The following is a 25,479-nucleotide window of genomic DNA, read 5'->3' as shown; positions in this document are numbered from 1 at the left end:
GGTTCAGCCGGGGAGGCGTCGTCATGGACATCCGGCCGCTCGTCTCGCTGTCCGCCCGGCTGATGGAAGCCGCGGGCGTCGGCGCCATGGTCCTGGGCGCGTTGATCGCCCTCTTCGCGATGCTGTTCCGGCACCGGGGGCTCCCGCCCGCCGAGGCCTATCGCCTCTTCCGGCTGAACCTGGGCCGCGCCATCCTGCTCGGCCTCGAGTTCCTGGTCGCCGCCGACATCCTGCGCACCGTGAGCAACGAGCCCACCTTGCGCGATGTCCTGGTGCTGGGCCTCATCGTCCTGGTGCGGACGTTCCTCAGCTTCACCCTGACGGTGGAGCTCGAGGGCCGCTGGCCCTGGCAGCCCGAGCGCGAACACGCGCGTCCCACCGCATCCCCTCCCCGCCCACCACCGCCCCCTCCGCGTCACGTCAAGGTCGTCCGACCTCAGCCCCCACGGCAGGCCGCTCGACACTGAGCAAGAAGGGCTATTTCCCGAAGACGACTGGGTGCGCTAGGACACCGCCCCATGTCCATCCGAAACCTCGCAGTGACGACCCTCCTGGCGCTCAGCGCGGTGCTCACCGGCTGCTCCAGCAACGCCGACACCATCTGTGACCATCGCAAGGAGTGCTTCGACTCCAAACTCGACACGGGAAAGTGCGCGGACACCATCAACGACTGGGTGGATGACCGCGACTCCGACGACCGGAAGGACGCCGTGGCGGAGTGTGCCGACTGCGCCGCCGACAAGAGCTGCTCCGAGTACCTGGAGCGCTGCATCGACGACTGCTTCGTCGTTCCCTAAAGAAGAGGCCACCGGGGCCCGCTCGCCTGACGCGGGCCCCGGGGTGTCACGCGCCTAGTTGCGCGTCCACTGGTCCAGCCAGGCCAGCACCTCGTCGTGCCACTGGATGCTGTTGGCGGGACGCAGGACCCAGTGGTTCTCCTCCGGGAAGTAGAGCAGCTTGGAGGGGATGCCCTTGCGCTGGAGCGCGGTGAAGGTGCCCAGGCCCTGCGTCTCCACGACGCGGAAGTCCTGACCGCCGTGCACCACCATCATCGGCGTCTTCCACTTCGCCACGTGGTTGATGGGGCTGTGCTTGCCGTAGCCCTCCGGGTTCTCCCACGGCGTGCCCTTGTGCTCCCACTCCGGGAACCACAGCTCCTCGGTGTCGAAGTAGCCCATGCGCTCGTCGAGGATGCCGTCGTGGTTGACCAGGCACTTGAAGCCGTCCGGCCAGTTGCCCGCAATCCAGTTGATCATGTACCCGCCGTAGCTGGCACCGAGCGCGCACTTCTTCTCCTTGGAGATGAAGGGGTAGCGCTGCAGCGCGGCGGCCAGGCCCTTCTGCAAATCCTCCAGCGGCTTGCCGCCCCAGTCGTCACGGATGGAGTCGGTGAACGCCTGCCCGTAACCGGTGGAGCCATGGAAGTCGACCATGACCGCCACGTAGCCCCGGCCCGCGTAGACCTGGGGGTTCCACCGGTAATGGAAGTGATTGCCGAAGGAGCCCTGCGGTCCGCCGTGGATGAGGAAGGCCAGCGGGTACTGGCGCTTCGGGTCGAAGTCCACCGGCTTCACGACGTAGGCGCGCACCGTCTCGTTGTTCCAGCCGGGGAACTCGAACTGCTCGAAGCCGCCGAAGCGGATGCGCGCGAGCGCGTCCTGGTTCACCTGGGTGATTTGCTTGGAGGTGCCGTCCGCGTTGAGGACATGCAGGTCCGCGGGCGAGTCCAGGTCGTCATGCACGTAGACCAGGCTGCCGTTGGCCGCGGGCTGGGGTGAGTCGTCGGTGCCGTCCTTGGTGAGCTGGCGCACCTGGTTGCTTGCCACGTCCAGCGCGAACAGGGGCACCAGGCCAATGTGGCCCGCGGACGCGTACAGCGTCTTGCTGTCCGGGCTCCACGCGAGCGAGCCGGCGGAGCGGTCCCAGTCCTCGGCGAGCACGCGCTCCTGGCCACCCGGCCACGTGCGCAGGATGACGCGGTAGCGGTCCGCCTCGAAGCCCGGGCGGGCCATGGCGAGGTACGCGAGCGTCTTGCCGTCGGGGCTGAAGACGGGGCTCGTGTCGGTGGCGCGGTTCTTCTCGGTGAGCTTGCGCGGCTTCGCCTTGCCGTCGACCGGGGACACGAAGAGGTCCAAATCCGTGGACCAGGACTCGGTGCGACCCACGTCGCGCGCGGTGAAGACCACGCTCTTGCTGTCCGGGGTGAAGGTGTACTCCTCCGGGCCGCCGAAGGGCTTGGTGGGGCCGTCCGCGTCCATGCCCTTCATCACGTCCACGGGCGTGCCGCCGGCCACGGGGACGACGAACACGTGCGAGCGCTTTCCGTCCTTCCACGTGTCCCAGTGACGGGCGAAGAGCTTGTCGTAGGTGCGGCCGGTGGACTTGCGCTTGGAGCGCTCCGTCTCGCGTTGGGTGTTGCACTCCAGCCCGGAGGTGCAGTCGGGGAACACGTCCATGGACACGGCGAGCCGCGTGCCGTCGGGGGACAGGCGGAAGCTGCCCACGTCCAGGGGAAGCTTCGTCACGGCGAGGGGCTCGCCGCCGTCCACGGGCAGGCGCCACACCTGCGAGGAGCCGCCGCGCGAGGAGAGGAAGAAGAGGCTCTTGCCGTCCGGGGCCCAGGTGGGGTCCGAGTCCGAGTCGGGATGCGAGGTGAGCTGGCGCGAGCCGCTCCCGTCGATGTTGACGAGCCACAAGTCATTGCGGCCCCGGTTGGCTTCCAGGTCGGTGGAGCGCAGGACGTAGGCGACCTGTTTGCCGTCCGGGGAGACGCGCGGGTTGCTCAGCCGGCGCATCGAAATCATGTCGTGGTGGGTGAACGGCTGGGGCCGGGCGGGCGCCGGAGAGGCGGCGATGGCCAGGGCCGCGACAAGCGACAGCGACAAGGTGTCCTCCTGGGGTGGACCCAGGCGCTGGCCTCCAGGCGAGCGCTCGGGTTGGGGGCATACGGGGGTGGACCGTGCCCGCTCCTCTGGACGCTGTCCACCCTGGGGCCTCGGAACATGCGAGCGGCCCGTGTATGCCCGGGTTAATGAGAGGGCCATGAGCGAACCCGTCACCGTCCGCGTCTGGTCCGATTTCGTCTGCCCCTGGTGTTACGTCGGCCTGCAGGAAGTCAAAAAGCTGAGCCAGGAGTACGACCTCCAGGTGGACTGGCGTCCGTTCTTCCTGCGCCCGGAGACGCCGCCCGAGGGGCTGCCCCTGCCCGCGCACATCCGCGAGAAGATGAAGGACCCCAACAACCCGCTGAAGCTGCGCGCGGCGCAGGCGGGGTTGAAGATGGTGGACCGGGACGTCATTCCGTCCACGAAGCGGGCGCACCAGGCGACCGAGTACGCGCGAACCCAGGGCAAACTGGAGCCGTACCATGCGGCCCTGCTGCGTCGGTACTGGAGTGAGGGACAGGACCTCTGGCAGTGGGAGACGCTGCGCGGCGCGGCGGAGGAAGTGGGCCTGGAGCCGGACGCGCTCCAGCAGGCCGTGGAGGGCGGACACTTCGAGAAGGTGGTGGACGACGCGGTGCGCGAGGCGCGGGAGATGGGCGTCAGCGCGGTGCCCACGTTCGTGCTCGGAGACCGCTTCGGCATCCAGGGCGCGCAGGACTACGCCGTGTTCCGTCAGGCGATGGAGCGGCTGGGCGCGAAGCCGCGCTCGGCGACCTGAGCGCGCGGAGACTCCCGCCGAAGGTCGGCCGCGTGTGCGGACGCGCGCGGCGACCTGAGCCCGAGGCTCAGAGGCCCTGGAGGAGCACGAGCATCCGGGGCAGCGAGTCCGGCCCCGCGCCGCCCGAGAGTCCCTGGGCGAGCGTGTGCAACTCGGAAGACTGTTCGAGGTGCTTCGCGCTCAACTGGAAGCACTCCACCGCCGCCGCGTCGAGCTGGGCGCGGACCTCTGGCGTGGCCGCGAGGTCGTCGCGCTCGCACAGCGCCACCACCGTCGGATGGCCGAGAAGCACCCAGCGCAACACCGCCGCCCGCAGCGCGAGCTTGAAGACATAGTCGAGCACCGACGGCGCATCGGTGAATGGATGGCGCAACCAGTGGTTCACCGCGTGGTGCCGGAAGTACTGCTCCACGCGCGCGCCCAGCACGGGCTCCAGTCGAGCCCTGCGCGCCGCATAACGGGCCCAGACGTCGTCCGGCGCCGCCTGCGGCCCTCCGTAGGACGCCAGCACCGCGCGAGCCCAGCCACTGAATCGCTCGCTGCCCACGGCCCCCACGCGCGACCTCAGCACCATGCCGCAGATGCCCGCCCACGGTCCTCCAGGCAGCGACACCTGGGAGACCGCCGCATGCAACGCGGCCAGCGTCTCCGCGTCCTCGAACGTCGCGAGCGTCTGGGTCAACAGCGCCTCCGCGCCCTCCTCCCGGAACACCTCGGTGCCCCGGAAGTAGAAGGGCCCCAGCCGCCGTGCCAGCTCTCCCAGCATGAACAGCCGCGAGGCGAACGGATGCTCACGCCGCTCCAGGATGCGCAGCGCCACGGCGCGCACCCGCTCCGAGTGCACCGACCACGCGTCCTCGTCCCCCAGCACCCGGGCAATCTCCGGCCGCGCCGCGAGCGAGGCGTCCACGGGCACCTGCTCCAGCGCATCCTCCGCGAGCAGACACAGCCGCACCACCTCGGGACAGCCGAACGAGCCCGTCACCTCCAGCCGCCCTGCCCTGCGAGTCGCCACGCGCGGAAACATCGCGCACGCATCCGGCAGCGCGACCTCGCCATACTTCCGGTGCAGCGCGCACAGCTTGCGCTCGTCGAGGAATGAGCAGTTCCCGTCCTCGCGCTTGGTGATGTACGCGGCCTCCGCGCCCGAGCCGCTGCCCGGGTCCGGCAGCACGAGCGCTTCGACTCGCGCCGCATCGGGCCCACCGGCCACCACGTCGCGAAGGATGCGCCAGCGCGCATCACTCACCGGCACGACGAGCCCCGCGCAGCACGTGTCCTCGCACGCGTCCGCGAGGCACTGGAAGCGCGTCAGGTACCGGGGCGCTGAGACGGACGACATGGAGCTCCCGAGGTCAGGCGTCGTCCGAGCCACTGTGGAGCGTGGCGGTGTTTCCCTTCGGATTCGGGCTGGGGGCGAAGGCTTGCCGGTCCAGTTCGGCGAACAGACGCACCACGCACGCATCGCAGATGGTGGCGCCGCCGGTGCCCTGTCGCAGCGGGCCCGCCTGATGCTCGGGGGCGCCGCAGAAGGAGCAGCGCCGACGGGAGGGAGTGTGCTGGCTCAAGACGTACGGTCCTTTCGTCCCTCGGCGTGCCCGCTACTTGCGGCCCAGCGCTTTCTTCACGAAGCCCCAGAAGCCACCCGCGCGCTCCTTCAGGTCCGCGCCACGGCGCTCCTCGGCGGCCTTCACCGACTCCTTGCTCACCTGGAGCTGCTTCTGGAGCTCCTCGGGTGAGTAGCGCGTGGCCAGCGTGGCCTTCACTTCCTTGCGCGTGGAGTACTCGCGAGCCTCGACATGCAGCACGCACTCCGAATCGAGCTTGATGGTGACGGCGACGCGCACCGAGCCCTTCGGCCCCCGAGGCAGTCCCTCGATGCGCACCGTGCCCAGGTACTCGTTGGCGGAGATGTGGTTGTCCTCGCCCTGGAAGATGGACAACTCCAGGAACTCCTCGTTGTCCTTCGTCGTGTTGAGGGCGAAGGAGCGCTGCGCGGGCAGCGGGCTGTTGCGCTCGATGACGCGCTTGAAGACGCCACCGGGCATCGCCACGCCGACCGTCATGGGCAGCACGTCGATGAGCACCACGCTGCTCACCTTGTCCACCGAGCCCGAGTAGAGCGCCGCGCCCAGGGCGACGGCCTCGTCCGCGTTGACGCTCGCCTGCGGGCCCTTGCCGAACAGGCCCTTGAGCTTTTCGCGCACCAGGGGCATGCGGCTCATACCGCCCACCAGGATGATGTCGTCCACCTCGCTGGCCTTCAGCTTCGCGTCCAGCAGCACGTCGCGCACCACGTCCACGGTGCGGCTGAGCAGCGGGTCGCAAATCTTCTCCAGCTCCTGCCGCGTCATCACGACACGCAAGTCACGAGGGCGGCCCGCATCGTCCATCATCAACATGGGGATGTGGACCTCGAAGCTGGCGCGCTCGGAGAGGGCCATCTTCGCGCGCTCGGCGGCGTCGCTGACGCGCGACAGGGCGATGCCGTCGCCGTTGAAGGCCATGCCCTCCTTCTCCTGGAAGCGCTGGAGGAGGAAGTCGACGATGAGGTTGTCGAAGTCGATGCCGCCCAGGAAGATGTCGCCGCCGGTGCCGAGCACCTCGAAGACGTTCTTCTCGATTTTGAGGATGGTGGCGTCGAAGGTACCGCCGCCCAAATCGTAGACGAGGACCTTCTTGTTCAGCTCGCGGTTGAGGCCATACGCGAGCGCCGCCGAGGTGGGCTCGTTGAGGATGCGCTCCACCTTGAGGCCCGCGAGGATGCCGGACTTGCGCACCGCTTCGCGCTGCGGCTCGGAGTAGTACGCGGGCACCGTCACCACCGCGCGCTCCACCTTCTGGTTGAGGTGGGCCTCCGCCATCTCCTTGCACTCGCGGAGGATGATGGCCTGCACCTCCTCCAGCGAGAGCACGCTGTCCGCCAGTCGCACGGCGGCGCGGCCGGCGGCATCGGGGACGATTTCGTAGTGGAAGCGCTCGCGGACCTGGTTCACCACGGCGCTGTCGTAGGGACGACCCACCAGTCGCTTCGCGCCGTAGATGGTGTGCTGCGGGCGCAACACGAGCTGGTTCTTCGCGCGGTGGCTGACGAGCAGCTTGTTCTGCGCGTTGAGCGAGATGACCGACGGAATCGTGTTGTAGCCCTCGCGCGAGCGAAGGACCATGGGGCGCCCGTTGGACAAGAGCGCCACGCACGAGTTGGTGGTGCCCAGGTCGATGCCGATGACGGGCCCCGTGCCCACGATTTGCGGAGGCGGCGGGAGGAAGACCGTCTTCGGCAGGCCCCGCTCATCCAGCGCGGGCGCGGCGAGCGGTGTCGCGGGCTTCGCTGACGCCGGCGAGAGCAGCGTGGGAGTCCCCACCGGCTCGGGAGCCCGAGGGGCCTCGCGGCGCACATTGGGCAGCGACGCGGCCGCCACGGGTGACGGAGGCGGCGGCTGGAACGAGGGCGGCGGCGGTGGAGGCTGGAACGCGGCGGGCGGAGGCGGAGGACGGGCCGCGGCGGGAGGCGGCGCGGGCATCCGAGGCGCCGCGACTCCGGGAGAGGGCCTCGCGCCCATCCCCGACAGGTCCAGGTCGAACTCGCGGCCGCCACCAGCGGGGCGAGTGGCGGACGGAGGCGGCGGAGGCGAGGTCCGCGTCGGAGGCGGCGCCGCCGGAGGGAGTTCCTCCACGGCATCGCTGAAATCCAGCTCGAACTCGAGGCTCCCACCGCTCGGCTTGGACGCCGGAGGAGGCGGCGGCGCGGCCGGGCGCGGAGGCGGTGCGCGAGGGGACTCCTCCACGGCCTCACTGAAGTCCAGGTCGAACTCGAAGGCTCCACCGCTCGGCCTGGCGGCCACGGCGGGCGGCGGCGCGGCGGGGCGCGCGGGAGGGGACTCCTCCACGGCCTCGCTGAAATCCAGCTCGAACTCGAAGCTCCCACCGCTCGGCTTGGAAGCCGGCGGCGGCGCGGCGGGACGCGCGGGAGGCGGGGCTGGGCGCGAGGGCGGTGTGGGAGGGGACTCCTCCATCGCCTCGCTGAGGTCCAGGTCGAACTCGAGCGGCCCGCTGGCCCGCGAGGGCGCGGCGCGTGGAGCGGGAGGAGGTGGCGAGAGGGCCGCCTCGGACATATCCAGGTCGAACTCCAGCGGGCCGCTGGCGCGCGACGGAGCGGAAGAAGCCGACTCCTCTTCCACGGTGATGCCGACCTCGATGGGCGCCTCGTCGAGGCTCACCGGCTCATCGAGCACCTCCCCGAAGGCCAGAGGTGCGTCACCCGGTCCTGCCTCTATCTCGAATTCGAACCCGGGCAGCGGCTCGTCATCCGGAAGCGAGACGGGCGGCGGCGTGCTCGCGATGAGCTCCTCGAGCGGAATGTCCACGTCGTTCTCCGCGGAGGCGGGCGGAGAGAAGTCGAAGGGCTCATCCAGCGTGGGGGTGGGCGGGGCCTCGATGTCGTCGAAGAGCGAATCGAGCGCCACGCCTTCCGTCGCGCGAGGCGCGGGCTTCGCGGCGGGCGGCGAGACGGGACGGACCTGCACGGGCGCGACGGCCGGCGCCAGGGGCGCGATGGCGGGAGCCAGCGGGGCGACGGAGGGCGCGATGGCGGGCAGCGGCGAGACGACGGCGGCGGGCGCCTCCGGCCTGCGCTGCAAGAGCATCATGTCGACGAGGGCGCGGCTGGCCGGGTCCAGTTCGTGGAACTGGAGGCCCATGCCGGGAGGGCCCGAGGGGTCTCCCACTTCGCGGATCCACCGAACATCGGCGGTGCCGTGCAGCACGCGCACGCCGCCGGCGATCTGCACCTCGAATTTGACGGGTGTCCCCACGGGCTGGGGGGTGCGCGAACGGATGAACATCCCGCCCGGGCTCAGGTTGGTGGCGAACTCCTCCGCGAAGCTCCCCACGCTTTCATGCTTGAGCTTCACCAACAGACCGACTGCCTTCCGGTCCGTGGTGCGCCTGCCTTGATCCATAACGCACCACCATCGCGGTACGCAGCGCCCGGCTCAAGAGGGTTTTGGGCCCTTGGTCGGTCGACCGGCCAATGGACGGCGACAGGTGGGCCTGCGGCCTACCTGCACCTTCCTGTATCTTGTGGAGTCCCCGAGGAGCCTCATGAGCACTCTGCCTCTCACCGCCTCCGAGGCGCCACGCGCGGGCTGGCTCGTCGACCGCCGGCACGACCTGATTTCCACGGTGGGCGGTGCCTGCGCGAGCCTCGCTCTTGTCGGGCTTCACGTCTGGGGTGGCGTGAGCAGCCTGGCGTTGTGGTGGGCGTGGGTGGTGGTGCTGGATGGGCCGCACCTGTTCGCGACGGTGTCGCGCACGTACCTGGACGCGAGGGAGTGGAAGACGCGGCGCGGGTTGCTCTTGGGGAGTCTGGGGTGGTTCGCGCTGGGGCCCCTGTGCTTCGCGGTGTCGACGGTGGTGGGCAGCAAGCTGCCCTTCCTGTTGTTCCTCACGTTCGCCGCGCTGTGGGCGTACTGGCACGTGGTGCGACAGCACTACGGGCTGATGTCGCTGTACCAGCGCAAGGGTGGCGAGACGTCGCTCGTGGACCGGCGGCTCGACAGCGTGACGCTGTATGTGGGGTTGCTCGCGCCCTTCGTCGCGTTCGCGGTGACGCATCCGGGAGCGCGCAAGCAGTTGGGGCTGACGGGGACGCCCACGTGGGAGCCGGTGCTCGCGGCGGCGTGCTTCTCGCTGGTGCTCGCGGTGGGGGTGCTGAGCGCGGGGCGGCAGGTGTGGCGGTGGAGGACAGGTCAGCGGGTGAACGGGCCCAAGCTGTTGATGATGGGGGCGGCGGTGGGGCTGTCGGCGGTGGTGTTCTGGCCGTCGGTGTCGGCGCGGATGGACTTCATCATGTTCGCCGTGGCGGTGACGGCGTTCCACAACGTGCAGTACCACGGCGTCGTCTGGTTCTATCACAGCAATCGCTATCACTCACCGGGCGCGGATGCGGCGTCTTTCGGCTGGGCACCGAAGGTGAGTCAGCGCTTCCTCATCTACGCGGTGTGCGGCGTGGTCTTCACGTTGGTGTACCGGGGCGTGGGGTGTGGCTTTGGCGCGCATCCGGGCTGTGGCGGGTTCGACGCGAAGCTCGCGCTGGGAGCGGGCCTGACGCTGAGAGATTTCATGTCGGGCTTCATCTGGGGCTTCGCGCTGCACCACTACTACCTGGACCAGAAAATCTGGCGCGTGAGTCGCGACGCGGGGCTGCACAAGGATTTGAAGCTGGGCAGCGCGCCGCTCAGCAGCGGGCCTGGACCCACAGTCGCTTGAGCAGGCGCACCACCGTCTTTCGAGACACGCCGAGCACCTCGGCGACCTCGCCTTGCGTGTGTCCCTCGACGAAGTGCAGGCGGGCGGCGGTGAGGACCTGGGCAGGCGTGGAACGGACCATCCAACGCAAATCCCTGGCTGCCTCGACGCGCTGAAGGCTCTCGCCCCCATCATCGGAGCGGGCCTCACTTCCCAGTCGGGCGTGCCAGACCAGACGGCGCGCTCGCGCCCGGTACCGGTCCAGGGCCTTGTGCGTCACCATCTGGGACAGCAGCGTGAAGACCGACGCCTCTCCCCGGTGCAGCTCCGGGCTGGCCAGCATGGCCAGGAAGACGTCCTGGAGCACGTCTTCGGATTCGTCCACGCCTCCGAGCAACGCCCGCGCCCGCTGACGCAAGGCCCGCCCATGTCGGAGATAGAGTTCACTCAACTCCAGACATGGGGGATATGCCCCCGCTGGGATTCGCCGCCGCGCTGGCGGAAAGGACATGGCTGACCACCCGGGTCGTCGGCGCACGGTTCGGAAACATGAAGCGTCACGACCGCATCGCGACCGGAGTCCACCTTCCACCAGCCAGTCGACGAAGACCTCTCTTCATAATCCAGACTGCAAGACATTGGCAAGACAGCCAGTCCCATGGATGACGGGCACGCTGTCCCAGGAAATCCATCTCGGGCGACAAAGGCTCCGCCTCCCGCTCCCTCCGGCTCGCAACCATATCCGGGGTATCTCAGACACCCCGAAGGACCTGTCTGACTCAGGCCGTATCCGGCGGGACTCCCCCAGCAAAAACATCCATGACCCGAGGGAGGCCGGGTCTGGGTTGGCCCTCAGGAGCCGTGCCTTGAAAAGTCCATGTTCTGAAGCGTCACGAGTCCGCGTGTTGTGCGCGGTCCTCGTCGTCGTCGCATCCGTGAGCTGCGGGGAAGAGCCGGAGCTCGCCCCGAAGGTCTCCGAGGAGACAAGCCTCACCACGAAGCGACAAGGGCTCTCCTCCGTGCGAGTGCCGCGCATGGTGGCGACAGGCGCCTATCACTCCCTGTTCCTGAAGAAGGACGGAGAGGTCTGGGCCTGGGGACAGAACTCGTTCGGACAGGTGGGGACGGGCAGCATCACCCCCGCGGCCCTGCCGCAGCCCACCCGGGTGTACGGGCTTCCCCCCATCAAGGCCGTCGCCGCCGGCACGGCCCACTCCCTGGCGCTGGATGTGGATGGACATGTCTGGACCTGGGGCCAGAATGCCTCAGGTCAAGCAGGGCTCGGGAACACAGGCGGCCTCGTGTTGGTGCCCACCCAGGTGCCCGGGCTGTCCAACATCCAGGCCATCGCGGCCAATGGCAGCTTCTGCCTGGCCCTGTCGCTGGACGGACAAGTCTTGGCCTGGGGACAGAACGCCTCGGGACAGTTGGGCACGGGAGCCACGAGCGCATCGGTGCCCTCGCCCTTCCAGGTGACGCGACTGCCGACCATTCGCGCCATCGCCGCGGGCTTGAATCACACCCTCGCACTGGACGCGGACGGGCAGGTCTGGGCCTGGGGCTTCAATAGCGCCGGGCAGGTGGGCACCGGAAGCACCTCGCCCTCGATGGTGCTGACGCCCACGCGGGTGGCGGGAATTCCGCGCGCCAAGGCGATGGCCGCGGGAGCGGGCCACTCGCTCATCATCGACGAGCAGTTCGGCAATGTGTGGGCCTGGGGCCAGAACACCTTCGGGCAGACAGGGACCGGCAGCGCTACCCCCACGCCCGTGCTGTCGCCCTCGCCGGTAGGAGGCGTGTTCGCGGCCACGGCCATCGCGGCGGGCCACAACACGTCCACCGTCATCATGGGCAACGGCTTCGTGAAGGTGTGGGGCCACAACGCCTCGGGCCAGCTCGGCAATGGCACCACGGTGAACAGCGCCACGCCGGTGGACGCGACAGGGCTCACTGACGCCACCTCCATCTCCGCGGGAGCCCAGCACGTGGTGGCGGTGAGACCGGGCTGTCCCGTGTGGGCCTGGGGCAACAACATCCATGGACAGCTCGGCACCAGCACCAGCACGTCCACCACGCCGACGACGACGCCCACGTCCACGCTGCTCACCAACACGTTCTATTTCGACGGGGACATGGATGGCTTCGGAGATGAGTTCTTCTTCGAGTCCGCCTGCACACCGTCTCCCGGTTTCGTCGAGGAGATCGACTGCGACGACTACATGCCCACCACCTATCCGGGCGCACCGGAGCAGTGCAACGGCGTGGATGACAGCTGTGACGGACAGGCGGACGACGGCAACCCGAGCGGCGGCGAGGGCTGCGCCACGGGACTGCCCGGCGTGTGCGCGGCGGGCACCACGGCCTGCACTCAAGGAAGCGTGGTCTGCACACAAAACCAGGCTGCGTCCACGGAGGCGTGCGACAGCCTGGACAATGACTGTGATGGACAGGCGGACGAGGAGAACCCTGGCGGCCTGGTGGCGTGCCCCACGGGTGCCCAGGGCGTCTGTGGTGACGGCGTGACGCACTGCTCCCATGGCGCCATCGAGTGCGTGCAGAAGCAGGCCGCCTCGTCGGAGACGTGCGATGGCCTGGACAATGACTGCGACGGTCAGTCGGACGAGGAGTTCACCTTCCAGGCGTGGTACCGGGACCAGGACGGCGACAACTACGGCGTGACCTCCCAGTCGACGCAGGCGTGTGCTCGGCCCCTGGGCCATGCGCCGAACGCGGGTGACTGCGACGATGTCCAGCCGAGCCTGCACCCCGGCGCCACGGAGGTGTGCGACGCCGTGGACAACAACTGCGATGGACAGGCGGACGAAGGGCTGGCCACGCAGGCGTGGTATCGCGATCAGGACGGAGACGGCTTCGGCGCTGTCGGACAGGCCGTCCAGGGCTGCCGCCAGCCTCCCGGCCACGTGTCGAACGCGGTCGACTGCAACGACGGCGACGCGGCCATCAAGCCCGGTGGCAGCGAGGTCTGCGACAGCGTGGACAACGACTGCGACACCCAGGTCGACGAAGGCCTGATGAGCGCGTGGTACCGCGACGCGGATGGGGACGGTTACGGCAGCGCGGCGCAGTCGACGCAGGCCTGTGCGCGACCTTCCGGCTACGTGTCGAACGCCAGCGACTGCAACGACGGCAACGCGAGCATCCAGCCGGGCGCGACGGAGGTCTGTGACGGCGCCGACAACAATTGCAACGGCTCCGCTGACGAGGGCCTCGCCACCCAGACGTGGTACCGCGACGCCGATGGCGACGGGTACGGCATGGCCTCCAGCACCTCGCAGAAGTGCGACCAGCCCGCGGGGCACGTGTCGATTGCCGGTGACTGCAATGACACCAGCGCCAGCATCAGGCCGGGCGCGACGGAGACGTGCGACGCCGTGGACAACAACTGCGACGGCTCCACGGATGAAGGGGTGACGTCGACGTTCTATCGGGACGCGGATGGGGACGGTCACGGCAACGCGGGTCTGCCGACTCAGGCGTGCTCGCGGCCCGCTGGATACGTGACGGACACCACTGACTGCAACGACGCCAGCGCGAGCGTCCGTCCTGGCGCCTCGGAGGTCTGCGACTCGGTGGACAACAACTGCGACGGCGTCACGGACGAAGGCGTGACGTCGACTTTCTACCGGGACGCGGATGGTGACGGGTACGGCAACGCAAGCCAGCCGACACACGCTTGCGCCCAGCCCGGTGGGTACGCGGCGAACGCCAGCGACTGCAACGACACCAGCGCGAGCATCCGCCCCGGGGGCACGGAGGTCTGTGACGGTGCGGACAACAACTGCAACGGCGCCACCGACGAGGGCGTGCAGTCCACCTTCTACCGTGACGCCGATGGTGACGGGGCTGGCAACGCGGGCCTGCCGACCCAGGCCTGCTCGCGGCCCGGTGGTTATGTCGCGGATGCCACCGACTGCAACGACGCCAGCGCGAGCATTCGTCCCGGCGCCACGGAGGTCTGCGACTCGGTGGACAACAACTGCAACGGCGCCGCGGACGAGGGGGTGCAGTCCACCTTCTATCGTGACGCCGACGGTGATGGGTATGGCAACGCGGGCCTGCCCACCCAGGCCTGCTCGCGGCCCGGTGGATATGTCGGGGATGCCACCGACTGCAACGACAGCAGCGCGAGCATCCGTCCCAGCGCCTCGGAGGTCTGCGACTCCGTGGACAACAACTGCAATGGGCAGGCGGATGAAGGCGTGATTCCCACGTGGTACCGGGATGCGGATGGCGATGGATACGGCGCCTCGAGCCTCTCCGCGTCCACCTGTGCTCAGCCCGGCGGCTACGTCGCGAACAGCTCCGACTGCGACGACGCCCGCTCGAATGTCTCTCCCGGGAGGACGGAGAGCTGCGACGGATTGGACAACAACTGCAACGGCTCCGCGGACGAAGGCGTGCTGCTCACCTTCTATCGGGATGCGGATGCGGACGGCTACGGCAACCCCACCCTACCGACCGCCTCCTGCACCCAGCCTGGCGGCTATGTGGCGAACGCCGATGACTGCAGCGACTCCTCGGCGAGCCGGAATCCCGGAGCCGCCGAGATTTGCGACTTCGCCGACAACAACTGCAATGGGGAGGTGGATGAAGGAGCCCTGCGCAGGCTCTATCCGGACGCGGACCACGACGGCTACGGCTCCGCCAGCCATCCGGGCACGATGGGCTGCCTCATCCAGTTCCACACCACGCAAACCGGGGACTGCCACGACGGCAACCCCAACATCCACCCCAATGCGACGGAGACATGTGACTCCATGGACAACGACTGCGACAGCGCCGTAGATGAGGGGCTTGCCACCCAGACCTGGTACCGGGATGCCGATGGGGACGGCTATGGCGTCGATTTCACCTCGACTCAGTCCTGTGGACAGCCGTCTGGCTATGTCAGCGAGGCCTCGGACTGCAATGACACGACCGCAGCCATGTCCCCTGCCCAGTGGGAGATGTGCTATGACAGCCTGGACAACAATTGCAACGGCATCGCCAACGAGGGCTGCATTGAGTGCCCCTACATGCACGTCTGCCCGGATCAGTACCCCAACCAATGATAGCCAATCACCAGGGGACCTTCCTGAACCGGGCTCAACTCCACGCCCCGTGACTCGCGGATGAAGGAAAGGGGCCGGCCTGTCCCGCCGGCCCCTTCTGGACTGAGCTGGCCACTCGACTCTCAAGAATCGGGCATAATCCCTCACGCTCATTCAATGGCTCACGGGAACCCCGTCCCCGGGTGCTGGCCAGTTGAATCCTCGCAACGGAGGCCTAGCTTGGCTGCCCAAGCGGGTCTCGGTACGCCCGCGCCCACCCCCGGAGTTTCCATGTCGCGACGCACCAGCCTCTCCTTCCTGGCCATGCTCTCTGTCTTCACGTGTCTGTATGCGGGCGAGAGCTTCGCGCAGAACGCGCGCATCGGAACGGCCTCCGACGGCAACTACATCACCGTCCCCTCCGGCTCGGTGAATGACTGGGTCATCCACGTGTCCCCTCGGGACATGGGGTTCGAGGAGCCCGGCTCCGAGGGCGACAACGCACTCCTGAAGTTTGAGTGCTACGTGGTGCAGATCAACCAGTACACGTGGCAGGTCGTCGCCCGGTACAAGCTGCGCCCCTGGAGCAACCGGGACGGCATCTGGCACAGCGGCACCGCCAACTATCTCCTCGTCCACAAGTAGGCCGGCGCCTGCTCACGAGCCACATCGAACTACATTTACAATCAAGGTTCTTGAGCAAGTCAGATAACAGCCGGACAACAGGGCATGTCAGGGCCGTCGGGCAGGATGGTCCACCCGTGCGGAGCCGCGTGGACTCCGTTCGCCAACCCCAGACACCCACTGCCCATGACACCCCATCGTACTCCCTTGCGCTTCGCGAGCGTGTTGCTCGCCTCCCTGGTCCTCTCACTGTTCGCGTGCGGAAGGGAGGACGACTCGGAGACGGACCCGGACCGGATGCGGGGCGTGCAGGAAGCCCCCACTGTCGAACTGGAGCCGGGCTGCGGAGAGCCAGGCGACGACGCGGGAACGGACGCGGGCGTCGATGCCGGAACAGGGACCGAACCCGATGCCGGCCCCGCTGTCTGCGGTGATGCCCTCAAGCACCCCTCGGAGGAGTGCGACGACGGCAACAACGACCTGGGCGATGGCTGCACACCGCTGTGCACGCGCGAGCCTGTCTGCTCCAACGGAGTCTGCGAGAACGTGTGCGGCGACGGCCAGTTGAGGTCCGAGCAGTGCGATGACGGCAACACGCTCGCCAACGACGGCTGCTCGCCGACCTGCGAGTTCGAGCCGGGCTTCATCTGCATGGCCGTCGACGACCTCCCTCCCGCGCAGCTGTCCCTCCCCATCGTCTACCGCGACTTCCGCGGGTACGACCTGCTCGCGACGGGCTCACTCCCCCGGGGCCACATCGACTTCGAGAACGCCCTCGGCAGTGAGAAGGGCATCGTGGCCACCACGCTGGACGCCCAGGGCAAACCCGTCTACGCGAAGACCTCCATGGCCTCCGCCACCACCCACGGCAAGGCGGCCTTCGACCAGTGGTTCCGAGACGTGCCCAACGTGAACCAGACCGTCATTGGCACCCTGAATCTCCCCCGGCAGGCCATTGGCCAATACCTGTTCGACGACCAGACCTTCTTCCCCCTGGACACAGCGGGCTGGGTGGCCTCCGGACACGAGCCTCTCCGGGCGGACAACAGCTCCCCCGCCCAGCTCCACAACTTCAACTTCACCAGCGAGACGCGCTACTGGTTCGAGTACCGGGGTGACGAGGTCCTCACCTTCCGTGGCGATGACGATGTCTGGGTGTTCATCAACGGCATTCTCGCGGTGGACCTGGGCGGAATCCACGCGGCCGAAACCGCCTCCCTCACCCTGTCACAGCGCGCAAGCCAGCTGGGCCTCATCGTGGGCGGCACCTACCAGCTCGCGGTGTTCCAGGCCGAGCGCCACACCCGGGCGTCTTCGTATCGGCTGGGGCTCAACAACTTCTTCCGTCCCTCGCGACGCACCCAGTGCGTGCCCGGGCCCGACCCGGAGCCCCTCTGCGGCAACGGAACCACGGACCCCGGTGAGCAGTGTGATGACGGCATCAACGACGGTGGCTACAGCCAGTGCGCCCCGGGCTGCGTCAGGGGTCCTCGCTGCGGCGATGGCATCGTTCACCTCGTCGAAGGGGAACAGTGCGATGACGGCAACCTCCGGAGCCTCGACGGCTGCAACGCCACCTGCCAGCTCGAACTGCCCTGAGCCATGAGCATCGCGTGAGCGGGCCGGTGTCACCCGACTCGACGGGCCCGCTCACCTCGCAGGTGCTTCGACGCCACGAACGCCGGTGCGGCTTCAGTCAGGCGAGAAGGACAGCTCAGCCACCCGGCCCGCTTCGAAGCGCACGATTCCCCAGTCAGAGTCGCCCCATCCCTGGTGGGTGTGCCGGTAGACCACGCTGTCCTTGAGCTCCAAGGCGCCACCCGGGCTCCGTCTGGCATCTCTCGCGTGCTCGCTCCCCATTCCATGAGGCGCTTCTGGCCGCACGTAGGGATTCGCGGGCCAGCCCGTTCCCTCGATGTAGCGGCCCATCACGGCTTCGACCTCACCGCGCGTCATGCCAATCCGAAGCAAGGAGAAGTCTCGGAGGAAGGGCTTGCGGGAGTTCCACTCGGTGAGGCGGATGCCCACCACGCCACCGACGAAGGCCACCAGGAGCCCCACACGGAACCCCCGGGGGGCCGACCGGGAGCCATAGACCCCGAGCCCCAATCCCAGACTGAGGATGACGGCATTCCAGGACAGCAGATACGACACCGCATCCACGGAGTCGCACAGCGCGAAGAAGCCAAGAAGGCCTCCCAGCAGCACGAGGGTGAGGAGCAGCTGCAGGTGTCGCCTCGGCATCATCAGCGAAGCTTACGGCGCCACCGATGCGGTGTCTTGTCCCCTGGGTGTGCCTCTACCGGGAGGACTGACAGGACACGACGGAGGAAGGGGCCGGCCTGCTGGCGTGCCGGCCCCTTCGCTTCGTCAGCGCACCCAGTTCACGTTGGAGATGGTGAACTTCGTTCCATCCTGCTTCTCCACGTTGGTGTACGGCAGGTACACCCGCGAGGAGAACGTGTTCGCCGCGGTGTCGATTTCGATGAGCCGCGTCGGGTTCGACGTCCCGTCATGGTACGTGGTCAGCATCTGGTAGATTTTGTTCCCCTGCGTGCCGGTGACTTCGCTGTACGCCGCCGTGCCCACGTGCCCGGAGAAGATGAACCGCACGTTGGCGTACGGCTTGAGCGCGGTGTCGAACACGTACTGCGGGCTGTTGTTTCCATACCCGCCATTGCCCTGCTCGATGCCGCCCCCACTCGTCTGGTGCGAGTGCGTCAGCACGATGACGTTGTGACGCGGGTGCTGCTCCACGACGCTCTTCACCCAGTTGACCGCATTCGTCCGCGCCCAGAGCTCCACGTTGATGACCAGCCAGTTCAGCCCGCCCGCCGAGAAGGTGTGATAGGCATTGTCGCACTTGCCCGCCTCGAACACACCCGCCAGCGCACGGAACCGCGTCGTCGGAAAGTACGTGTTGAAGGTGGTGGTGTTGCGGAGGTTCGCGTTCACATTGCCAGGGCACGCACTGCCACCGGGGCACGTCGCCGCGGTGTCATGGTTGCCAATGGCGATGGCATAGGGAATCTGCGCGGCATCCAGCTTCTGGAACGCGTTGCTCGCCCGGACGTACTGGATGTGGTCCGCCGTGTCCCAGTTCGCCATGTCGCCCGTGTGGCCCACGAAGCGGATATCGAGCGCGTCCTTGTTATCCGCCAGCCACTGCATCCGGTGGTCAATCAGCGTGGACTGCGAGATGAGCTCGTTCTGCGTGTCCGGGATGATGACCAGGGTGAACTTCGTATCCACGGGCTGCGCCGTCGTGGGCGCCGCGTGGAACTTGATGCCCTCGTCCACCCACCCCGCCGCGCTCAGCGCCGAGCGCTCCGCCGCCGTCGTCGCGAAGCGGTGCTTGCGCAGCGTGTCGTTCGCATAGCGATAGACAGGTACCAGGCACGGCTCCGCCATCGTCGACGCGAAGAAGCCCGTCCCCTCGTCCGTGGTGAACCCGCCCTGCGTCGCGAGCTGCTGCTTCTCCGCCGCGTCGATGGTCCAGAAGTGCTCGTTCCGGCTCGGGCTGTACAACCGATACACCGTGGACAGGCCCGGGCCCGCGACGGCGGCGGCGCGGAAGGCCACGCCCCGGTCATCGGTGTAGCCGTAGTTCGTCGCCGCGCTGGCCGCCTCGTTCGCGTTGAGCGTGTAGAGGCTGTCGCCGTTGCTCACCCGGATGCGGTGATACACCGGCGCGCTCATGGCGGCGCAGTCCAGCGCGGCCTTGCTGGAAGCTGTCTCGGATACCTCGTCGGGTGACGTGCCGCCGCCACAGGCTGACAGCACGCCCCACAGCGACAGGGATGCAACGACTCTCAAGGGACTCATGGTGTCTCTTTCCAGGATGGGATGAAAACAGGGTTCGTCGGCTTCAACTCGGTGTTTACCGCGAAATACCGAATTCCGGCCTTGGTTATCGCTTGAGTCCCATCCCAGGAACTCCATGTGTCCGACTGCGAGCAACACACAACACCGTCACGACGGAGCGGTGAGCAATGTCTCTCGAATTTTACACAAACATCTAAGCAACCCCGAGCGTGCGCATGGCACCCGAGGTCCGCTTCAGATTGATGCGGAGACGTGGAGGGACACTCGCGGGCGAACGTCCGGGCCCACTCACTCCGGCGTCACCACCCGCAGGAACGCGTCCTGGTTCCACCCGTCCCCGCCGCCATCGCGCTGCCAGCCCGCGACGGCCAGTCCGCGCCCGGGCACCATCGCGAGCCCCGTCACCGCGAGCGAGCACTCGCCGCTCGCGCAGCCCTCCGCCGGCAGCTTGCGCTCGCCCTGCTGCGTCCCATCCGCCGCGTAGCGCGTGAGCACGTCACCGCACGCCACCATCACCGCGCCCGCGTCATCCACCGCCGCCGCGACACCCTCCGACGCCTGGTCGCCGCACTCCGGCTGCTTCAGCCAGCGCACCTCGCCCTCCGCGCCCACGCCGAGCACGAACGGTCCTTGAGTCCCCAGCGACGTGCCGCCCCACACGAGCAGGCCCGTGAAGTCCCCCGCCACCGTCACCGCGCCCTCCGGCCCCACCGCCACCGACGTCACCTGCCCCTTCGCGCCCGGCAGCTCCCGTCCCCACACCAGCTTCCCCGCCTCGTCGAACGCGAGCACCACGAAGCCGCGCCGGCCCTTGGCGCCGAACGACTCGCCATCCACCTCCAGCGTGTCGGAGAGCTGCCCCGCGAGCACCGTCTGCCCCGACGGCGCCAGCGCCACCGCGTGCAGCGCCGTGCCCTCGCCCGTCCCGGTGAGCCGCCGCGTCCAGCGCACCGAGCCGTCCTCCGCGTAGTGCGTCAGCACCGGGTCCTGCACCTCGCCTTCCCACTCCTCGCCCGCCACCACCACGCCCCCGGCCGGGTCCGCCGCCACCGCCCGCGCCTTCTGCCCCACGCGCTGCTGCCACGTCGCGCGCCCCTCCGCGTTGAAGCGCACCACGAAGCCGTCCTGCGCCGCTCCCAGCCCGAAGTTCGCCGGATACAGGAACGCATTGCCGGTGAGGAACACCGCGCCGTCCGTGCCCGGCGAGGCCGCCACCCTCAGCTCCGAGAGCCGCTCCCGGGGAAAGTCCTGCACCCAGTGCGACGTCCCCTCCGGCGAATACCGCGCCAGCTCCACCGCCAGCAGCTCCCCCTCCACCGGCTCGCGGTCGGCGTCCTGCCGGGGTGTCTGCGACACCACCATCACCACGTCGCCGCCGCGTCCCACGGCGAGGCCGGACGGCGTGTCGTCCTGCGGCCCACCCACGCGGGTCTCCCAGAGGGTGCCCTCCGGCAGCGCGCCCGAGGGCGGCGAAGTGGACTCCGAGGGCGGCGTTTCCGGCCCGGACGGCGCCACCCCGTCGGCTCCGGGCGCGGCGGTCTCCCCGGGGGGCTCGGGAGCGTCCTGCTGGGAGCCACACGCCAGCCCGGCCCCCCAGAGGAGGGCCACGGGCCCCATCACCCGCCAGCCGTGGAACCAACGTCCCGCTCGCTCAAACCGCATGCGCGCACCCCGGAGACGGCCGCCGTCCGTCGGAGGCCGGTTCTCCGGAGACGGTAAGCAGCGTGTCCGCGAGGCGGCATTCCCCCTGCCCCTCGGGGGGCTGGCCCTGCTCGGGGGGCGTGCAGGCACGGAGGGGCCCAGGCCCCTTTCGGGCCTGTTCCAGAGTGTATGGCAGCGGAATAGCCCCCCGCTCCAACGGTTGCCACCTCACGACTCGGCTGCTCGGAAGGAGGAAACCGTTGGTCCGGGCGCCGCCCGCGAATTAAGAGACTCCTTCCATGGAAAGCGCCGCCCCCGCCCCACGTCCCGTGCCCGACCCCTCGAGCGACGACCTCCGCGCAGTCGAGGAGCTCGCCGAGGCTCGAAACGCCATCGTCGGCCAGATTGAGAAGCGCGTCGTCGGCCAGCGGGAAGTCGTCGAGCACCTGCTCATCTCGCTCTTCAGCCGGGGCCACTGCCTCTTCGTCGGCGTGCCCGGCCTCGCCAAGACGCTGCTCATCTCCACCTTGGCGGACGTCCTCAACCTCTCCTTCAACCGCATCCAGTTCACTCCGGACCTGATGCCGTCGGACATCACCGGCACGGACATCCTGGAGGAGGACCGCACCACCGGCCGGCGCAACTTCCGCTTCGTGCAGGGGCCGCTGTTCGCCAACATCATCCTCGCGGATGAGGTGAACCGCACGCCGCCCAAGACGCAGGCCGCGCTGCTCCAGGCCATGCAGGAGTACCGCATCACCGCGGGCGGCCGGACGTATCCGTTGGATTTGCCCTTCCTCGTCTTCGCCACCCAGAACCCGATTGAGCAGGAAGGCACGTACCCGCTTCCGGAAGCGCAGTTGGACCGCTTCATGTTCCTCGTCGACGTGGGCTACCCCACGGCCGAGGAAGAGGTGCAGATCGTCAAGAGCACCACGGGCGGCGAGCAGCCGAAGCTGGAGAAGATTCTGTCGCCCGAGCGCATCCTCGCGCTGCAGGAGCTGGTGCGGCGCGTGCCGGTGCCGGACCACGTGGTGCGCTTCGCGGTGGAGCTGGTGCGCAACACCCGCCCCAAGGAGCCCGGCGTACCGGACTTCGTGGCGAAGAACGTGTCCTGGGGCGCGGGGCCTCGCGCCAGCCAGTACCTGGTGCTCGCGGCGAAGGCGCGCGCGATTCTCCACGGCCGCTTCGTGGCCACGGTGGAGGACGTGCGGGCGCTGTCGCGGCCGGTGCTGCGTCACCGCGTGCTGCCCAACTTCACCGCGGAGAGCGAGGGCATCACCTCCGTGAAGCTCATCGACCAGCTCCTCACGGTGGTGAAGGGCTAGCGCCGCGTGCTGCTCGATGCCCAGACGCTGGCCCGCCTCAAGGGCGTGAAGCTGCGTGCCCGCGCGGTGATGGAGGGGGTGCTGTCCGGCCTCCACAAGAGCCCCCACCAGGGGCAGAGCGTGGAGTTCGCCGAGCACAAGGAATACGCCCCCGGCGACGAGCTGCGCCACCTGGACTGGAAGGCCTACGGCAAGTTCGACAAATACTACGTCAAGCGCTTCGAGCACGAGACGAACCTGCGTTCGGTCATGGTGGTGGATGCGTCCGCCTCCATGGGCTACGGCAGCGGCGCGCTGAACAAGCTGGAGGTCGCCACCACGCTGGCGGGAGCGCTGTGCTACCTGCTGGTGCGTCAGCAGGACGCGGCGGGGCTGGCGCTGCTCACCGGCGGCAAGTGGAAGGACGTGCCGCCGCGCGCGTCCGCGGGCCACCTCAACGTGCTGCTGGAGACGCTGGACGCCACGACGCCGGGCGGAGGCACCGACCTGGGCAGCGCGGCGGACCACCTGGCGGAGGTGCTGCCCCGGCGCTCCACCGTCATCGTCCTGTCGGATTTGCTCGACGAGAAGCAGGACGCGCTCAAGCGGGTGCTCGCGCTGCGGCAGCGCAAGAACGACGTGTCGCTGTTCCACGTCGTGGACCCGGCGGAGCTGACGTTCCCCTTCGATGACCCCACGCTCTTCCTGGACATGGAGGGTGAGGGCCGCATCGAGGTGAATCCGCGCGAAATCAAGGAGAGCTACCTGGAGGAGTTCCACGCCTTCCTGGCCAGCGTGAAGGCCTCGTGCGCGGAGGCGGACGTGGACTACGAGCTGGTGCGCACCGACGAGAAGCTGGACGACGTGCTGCTGCGCTACCTGGGGCGACGCGGGAGGCGCGGGTGACGTTTGGCAATCCGTGGATGCTGCTGGGCGCGCTGGGCGCGCTCATCCCCCTGCTGGTGCACCTGTTCGACCGACGTCGGCCGCGTCCCCATCCGTTCGGCCCGCTGGCCTTCGTGCTGCGCAGCCAGAAGCGCACCGCCAGCCGACTCAAGCTCAAGCGCCTGCTGTTGTACGCGCTGCGCACGCTCATCCTGCTGGCGATTCCCATCGCGCTCGCCCGGCCGGAGCTGAGCCGTGACGCGCACGCCGCGCAGGTGGTGAAGGGCCCGGCCGCCACGGCCATCATCCTGGACGCGTCGCTGTCCATGCGTTGGACGGACGGCACGTCGCTCTTCGAGCGAGGACGGGACGAGGCGCGCGACGCGCTCAAGGACCTGCTGCCCGAGGAGCCCGCCACGGTGCTGGTGTGCACCAGCTCCCCCGCCGCGCCTCCGCCTCCGGGGTTCGACCGGGCGCGGCTGCGCGGACTCGTGGATGAAGCAAAGCCGACCTACGGGGCGGCGGACCTGTCGCGGTGCATGGAGATGGCGTCGCGCTCGCTGGAGGAGAACCCCATGGTCGCCAAGCGGCTGGTGGTGGTCTCCGACATGGCGGCCTCGGCGTTCCGGCTGGAGGCGCCGCCGCCCACGGTGAAGGGCCCCACGGGGGCGCCGGTGAAGCCCGAAGTCGTGCTGCGCGATGTGGCCGAGGGCCGCGAGGCGCTCAACAACCACGCGATTGTGGACCTGAAGGTGGAGCCCGCGCTCCAGGCGGGGCCGCGCTCGTTCCAGTTCACCTTCACGGTGCGCAACTTCGGAACGGAGGCGGCCAAGGATTTGGAGGCCGCGGTGCGCACGGGCGAGACGACGCTGGCCAAGGGCTTCGTCGACGTGCCCGCGGGTGGCACCACGCAGAAGGCGCTGACGGTGCGCTTCCCACAGGGTGGCACGGTGGTGGGCCAGGTGACGCTGGCGTCGGACTCGCTGGCGGAGGATGACCGACGGGCGTTCGTGTTGCCGGTGCCCAAGGCGCTCAAGGCGCTGGTGGTGAATGGCGCGCCCCATGCGACGCGCTACCGCGACGAGGCGTTCTTCGTGGACGCGGCGCTGACGGCGCCCGGCTCTCCGGTGGAAGTCGCGGTGCGTGACTCGGAGGTGGGGCTGCGCGAGGACTTCGCCGCGTACGACCTGGTGCTGCTGTTGAACGTGCCGGCGCCCACTCCAGAGGAGGCGGCGCGGCTGGCGGCCTTCGTGGAGAACGGCGGCGGGCTGTTCCTGAGCATGGGCGACCGGGTGAACACGGAGGACTACAACCAGCGGTTGGGGGCGGTGTTGCCCAGGCCGCTGCGCGTGGTGCGCACCAGCGCGGAGCGCGAGACGGACCCGGAAGCGGAGACGAAGGCGGCGCGGCTGGCGCAGGTGAAGCAGGAGCACGTGCTCTTCTCGCCCTTCACGGGGCGGGCGGAGGAGGGGCTCATCGGCGCGCGCTTCTACCGGTACGTGTTGCTGGAGGCGGACAACCCGGCGTCGCCCGGCGCGAGCCAGGTGCTGGCCACGTACGAGGACGGGGCGCCCGCGGTGGCGGTGATGCGCAAGGGCAAGGGCCGGGTGGCCATGTTCACCAGCACGGTGGACCGTGACTGGAGTGACTTCGCCATCCGCACCAGCTTCCTGCCGCTGATGCAGCGCTTCGCGGCGTACCTCACCGGCTCACTGGAGGAGCGCGAGGAGGTGCGCGTGCGCGTGGGTGAGCAGGTGACGCTGCGGCCGGAGGGCTCGCAGAAGGTGACGGCCGTGAAGGCGCCGGATGGGAGCGAGCTGCCGGTGAAGGAGCAGCCGGATGGCTCGGTGGTGGCGGGGCCGGTGCTGGAGCCGGGGGCGTACTCGGTGCTGGGCGCGGACGGGAAGATGCAGCCGGCGCTGTCCTTCGCGGCGATGCTCGACCCGGCGGAGAGCGACCTGACGCGCGTGCCGCAGGACACCCTCACCGCGTACTTCGGTGAGGAGACGGTGAAGGCGTCCAGCGGTGACGAGGACCGGCCGACCGTGCCGCTGTGGACGTGGCTCATCCTGGCCGCGTGCGTCGCGTTCTTCTTCGAGGGGACGCTGCTGCGCAAGTAGCTCCCGACACGCATGCCCACGCGGACTGTCGCGTGGGGTGCATGCCGCCGTGCTGAAGGCAGACGTGGTGTGACTGCGTGAATCCCTGGGCGCGACGTCGCGAGGCCCACGCGG

18 protein-coding genes are annotated in these 25,479 nt (G+C 68.8%); 10 read left to right on the top strand and 8 right to left on the bottom strand.

The window, feature by feature from the left end; genetic code table 11:
• The first annotated feature begins 23 nt into the window (after positions 1–23).
• Positions 24–467, top strand: a complete 444-nt coding sequence (locus HUA76_RS12395) for a DUF1622 domain-containing protein (RefSeq protein ID WP_174460928.1) — start codon at positions 24–26, stop codon at positions 465–467.
• 51 nt (positions 468–518) lie between these two features.
• The gene (locus HUA76_RS12390) at positions 519–797 is read left to right on the top strand and encodes a hypothetical protein (RefSeq protein WP_141649158.1); all 279 of its coding nucleotides are present in this window, start codon (positions 519–521) and stop codon (positions 795–797) included.
• Positions 798–851: 54 nt separating this feature from the next.
• Here HUA76_RS12390 and HUA76_RS12385 read toward each other — a convergent pair whose 3' ends face one another.
• Positions 852–2,885 (bottom strand): S9 family peptidase, encoded by a 2,034-nt coding sequence (locus HUA76_RS12385; RefSeq protein WP_141649157.1) that lies wholly within the window; start codon positions 2,883–2,885, stop codon positions 852–854.
• A gap of 157 nt (positions 2,886–3,042) precedes the next feature.
• Here HUA76_RS12385 and HUA76_RS12380 point away from each other — a divergent pair, with 157 nt between their 5' ends.
• Complete coding sequence (locus tag HUA76_RS12380) at positions 3,043–3,663, top strand: DsbA family protein (protein WP_141649156.1); 621 nt, start codon at positions 3,043–3,045, stop codon at positions 3,661–3,663.
• A gap of 67 nt (positions 3,664–3,730) precedes the next feature.
• Here HUA76_RS12380 and fliB read toward each other — a convergent pair whose 3' ends face one another.
• Genes fliB through HUA76_RS12365 form a run of 3 tightly spaced genes read right to left on the bottom strand, consistent with a single transcriptional unit; the run spans position 3,731 to position 8,624 of the window.
• Entirely contained in the window at positions 3,731–5,005 is a 1,275-nt protein-coding gene (gene fliB, locus HUA76_RS12375; protein ID WP_174460927.1) for a flagellin lysine-N-methylase, read from the bottom strand.
• Positions 5,006–5,018: 13 nt separating this feature from the next.
• On the bottom strand, positions 5,019–5,231 hold the full coding sequence (locus HUA76_RS12370) for a ClpX C4-type zinc finger protein (protein ID WP_174454219.1): 213 nt from the start codon (positions 5,229–5,231) through the stop codon (positions 5,019–5,021).
• Between the two features lie 33 nt (positions 5,232–5,264).
• On the bottom strand, positions 5,265–8,624 hold the full coding sequence (locus HUA76_RS12365) for a TIGR02266 family protein (protein WP_174460926.1): 3,360 nt from the start codon (positions 8,622–8,624) through the stop codon (positions 5,265–5,267).
• A 142-nt stretch (positions 8,625–8,766) separates the two neighbouring features.
• Here HUA76_RS12365 and HUA76_RS12360 point away from each other — a divergent pair, with 142 nt between their 5' ends.
• The gene (locus HUA76_RS12360) at positions 8,767–9,933 is read left to right on the top strand and encodes a hypothetical protein (RefSeq protein WP_174460925.1); all 1,167 of its coding nucleotides are present in this window, start codon (positions 8,767–8,769) and stop codon (positions 9,931–9,933) included.
• Here HUA76_RS12360 and HUA76_RS12355 read toward each other — a convergent pair.
• Positions 9,902–10,423, bottom strand: a complete 522-nt coding sequence (locus HUA76_RS12355) for an RNA polymerase sigma factor (RefSeq protein WP_174454216.1) — start codon at positions 10,421–10,423, stop codon at positions 9,902–9,904. The two genes, HUA76_RS12360 and HUA76_RS12355, sit on opposite strands and share 32 nt — an antisense overlap.
• Positions 10,424–10,814: 391 nt before the next feature.
• Between HUA76_RS12355 and HUA76_RS12350 the strand changes: the two genes are divergently transcribed.
• The 3 genes from HUA76_RS12350 to HUA76_RS12340 all read left to right on the top strand — a co-directional run bounded on the left by HUA76_RS12350 (position 10,815) and on the right by HUA76_RS12340 (position 17,186).
• The gene (locus HUA76_RS12350; protein ID WP_174460923.1) at positions 10,815–14,984 is read left to right on the top strand and encodes a MopE-related protein; all 4,170 of its coding nucleotides are present in this window, start codon (positions 10,815–10,817) and stop codon (positions 14,982–14,984) included.
• Between the two features lie 270 nt (positions 14,985–15,254).
• Complete coding sequence (locus tag HUA76_RS12345) at positions 15,255–15,608, top strand: hypothetical protein (RefSeq protein ID WP_174460922.1); 354 nt, start codon at positions 15,255–15,257, stop codon at positions 15,606–15,608.
• Between the two features lie 165 nt (positions 15,609–15,773).
• Entirely contained in the window at positions 15,774–17,186 is a 1,413-nt protein-coding gene (locus tag HUA76_RS12340) for a fibro-slime domain-containing protein (protein WP_174460921.1), read from the top strand.
• Between the two features lie 93 nt (positions 17,187–17,279).
• Here the strand turns inward: HUA76_RS12340 and HUA76_RS12335 are convergent, their stop codons facing one another.
• From HUA76_RS12335 to HUA76_RS46050, 3 genes are all read right to left on the bottom strand, one after another.
• Entirely contained in the window at positions 17,280–17,834 is a 555-nt protein-coding gene (locus HUA76_RS12335) for a hypothetical protein (protein WP_174454212.1), read from the bottom strand.
• 123 nt (positions 17,835–17,957) lie between these two features.
• The gene (locus tag HUA76_RS12330; RefSeq protein WP_174460920.1) at positions 17,958–19,412 is read right to left on the bottom strand and encodes a metallophosphoesterase; all 1,455 of its coding nucleotides are present in this window, start codon (positions 19,410–19,412) and stop codon (positions 17,958–17,960) included.
• Positions 19,413–19,700: 288 nt separating this feature from the next.
• Positions 19,701–21,074: a hypothetical protein gene (locus HUA76_RS46050; RefSeq protein ID WP_174460919.1), complete on the bottom strand. Its 1,374-nt coding sequence runs from the start codon at positions 21,072–21,074 to the stop codon at positions 19,701–19,703.
• A 278-nt stretch (positions 21,075–21,352) separates the two neighbouring features.
• Between HUA76_RS46050 and HUA76_RS12320 the strand changes: the two genes are divergently transcribed.
• The 3 genes from HUA76_RS12320 to HUA76_RS12310 are packed head-to-tail and all read left to right on the top strand — an operon-like array spanning position 21,353 to position 25,365.
• Positions 21,353–22,381: a MoxR family ATPase gene (locus HUA76_RS12320; protein WP_141641671.1), complete on the top strand. Its 1,029-nt coding sequence runs from the start codon at positions 21,353–21,355 to the stop codon at positions 22,379–22,381.
• A gap of 6 nt (positions 22,382–22,387) precedes the next feature.
• Positions 22,388–23,266, top strand: a complete 879-nt coding sequence (locus HUA76_RS12315) for a DUF58 domain-containing protein (protein ID WP_141641670.1) — start codon at positions 22,388–22,390, stop codon at positions 23,264–23,266.
• Positions 23,263–25,365, top strand: a complete 2,103-nt coding sequence (locus HUA76_RS12310; RefSeq protein WP_174460918.1) for a BatA domain-containing protein — start codon at positions 23,263–23,265, stop codon at positions 25,363–25,365. Before HUA76_RS12315 ends, HUA76_RS12310 begins: the two co-directional genes overlap by 4 nt.
• Positions 25,366–25,479 lie beyond the last annotated feature (114 nt).

The sequence above is a fragment of the Myxococcus sp. CA056 genome (genome assembly GCF_013336715.1).
Lineage (GTDB): Bacteria > Myxococcota > Myxococcia > Myxococcales > Myxococcaceae > Myxococcus > Myxococcus llanfairpwllgwyngyllgogerychwyrndrobwllllantysiliogogogochensis.
This window is presented reverse-complemented; position numbering and strand designations above follow the sequence as displayed.